This is a genomic window from Bombilactobacillus bombi (genome assembly GCF_013607485.1).
In the GTDB taxonomy this organism is placed as follows: Bacteria; Bacillota; Bacilli; order Lactobacillales; family Lactobacillaceae; genus Bombilactobacillus; species Bombilactobacillus bombi_A.
Genome location: NZ_SCHP01000116.1, coordinates 1 through 1,714 on the forward strand (window position 1 = coordinate 1; position 1,714 = coordinate 1,714).

Sequence of the window (1,714 nt, forward strand, 5' to 3'; positions counted from 1 at the left end):
TTCTAAAGCCATTTGGTGCGTATCATGACCTAAACCAATTGCAATATTGATTTCTTCTGGCAAAAAAGGACTTGTGGCAATAATTTGGCGCAACGATCCCCCTGCTAATATCTGTTGTTGCACCTGCCAAGCCAATTGTTGCTGGATTGAGCCGGGAGTAAGCTGTTGACTAAAGTGTAATATTTCGTTTAACGATAACCCACTTTTTAAAAATGTCGCAATCGCTGACAAAATAACAGAATGAAAATAATTTAGATATATTTTTCCTATAAAAGGCCATTTTATCTGCTGAGAAGCACGTTTAATCTCGGATGCTCGCCACCAATATAAGCACTCTGTTGCAAAAACCAAGCAGATAATTAAAATGATAATTTTTATTATCAGCCAATAGATAGGTGGTAATGTTAAATGAGGTAATTGTTGAGACATTTCTACTTTCAAAAAAATTACTAGTGATAATAAACTGATTAATAAAAAACAAGGATACGCCAATAGATTCAAAATTTTTTGAAAATTTTTCTGTCTTAAAGTTAACGTCCTAGCATTTTCTTGCAGACACTTAATGAGATTACCATGAATATCTGCAATTGCAATTTGGCTTAAAATGGTTTTTGAAAGTCCAGTAATCTTTAAAGACTCAGCTAAGCCGCTGCCGTAATTAAGGCGCTTAATTAACTGTACCAATAATTGATTATGAGCTGGTAAAATTAAGCGCATTGATTCTAAAGCTGTTTCAATAGCGAAGCCATTATTTAGTAGCTTAGCAAATATTGATAAAAATAAGGCTTGCTTTTTAATATTTAATTTAGCCTGTCTGGTACTGCTGATAGGTTTTCTCATCCAGCAACCCCTTTTGATAATCTAATTGCAGTAAATTTTGCCAATCAGTATAATTGCTTTGCGGTATGGCAATGGCCTGAGCCAAAGTTTCTGTTATTAACAAATCACGGTAGGCCTTGACTTTACCGGTAGTCTGTAAGATTAGACGCTGATAAATAATGCAATTAAGTACCGATTGTAATTCCGGCTGACTAATACCTAATTCCATCATCCTTCCAATCACAGCGTACTTGTTGCGAGCATGTACAGTTGAAAGTACTAAATGTCCACTCAGGGCAGCCCTGAGTGCCATTTTTGCGGTTTCTTCATCGCGGATTTCTCCCAAAATTAAAATATCTGGACGATGTCTCAATGACGTTCGAATCAATTCTGCATAACTCATATGTGCCTTTTTGTTTACCTGAATCTGTAAAAAATTAGGTTCAATTACTTCTACGGGATCCTCAATTGCCAAAATAATCTTATTATTACTATATTTTTTAGTTAGTTGATACATGGCAGTAGTTTTTCCCGATCCAGTTGGCCCACTAAACAGAATCAAGCCACGCTGAGACATGATTTGCTGCCATTGCTTGGTATCCAGTTCTTGACTATCAAGGGGGCGTAAAGGATAAATCAAACGAATAACTAAGGATTCTTGATTAGAATAGTCTCCTAAGGCAGAAAGCCGTAAATTGATGGTTTGCTTTTGAAAAATAAAACTGCGGGCTCCCACTTGTGGTCGACGATGTTCACTAATATCCATATTAGAACTAAACTTCAAATAGTTAATAACGCTTTCAGCAAAACTACGCTCTAAGAGCTGGTATGCATGAATTGCGTCAAATTCACGCATCTTAATCAGAGTTTTATTTTGATAAGGCAAGAAAAAAAT

2 protein-coding genes are annotated in these 1,714 nt (G+C 35.8%); both read right to left on the minus strand.

Annotated features, from left to right (window positions below; genetic code table 11):
• Positions 1–840: type II secretion system F family protein (locus tag EQ827_RS08645; protein ID WP_181190574.1), on the minus strand; the 840-nt coding region annotated here is incomplete at its 3' end.
• Positions 806–1,714: competence type IV pilus ATPase ComGA (gene comGA, locus EQ827_RS08650; RefSeq protein ID WP_181190575.1), on the minus strand; the 909-nt coding region annotated here is incomplete at its 5' end. The genes EQ827_RS08645 and comGA, both read right to left, overlap by 35 nt.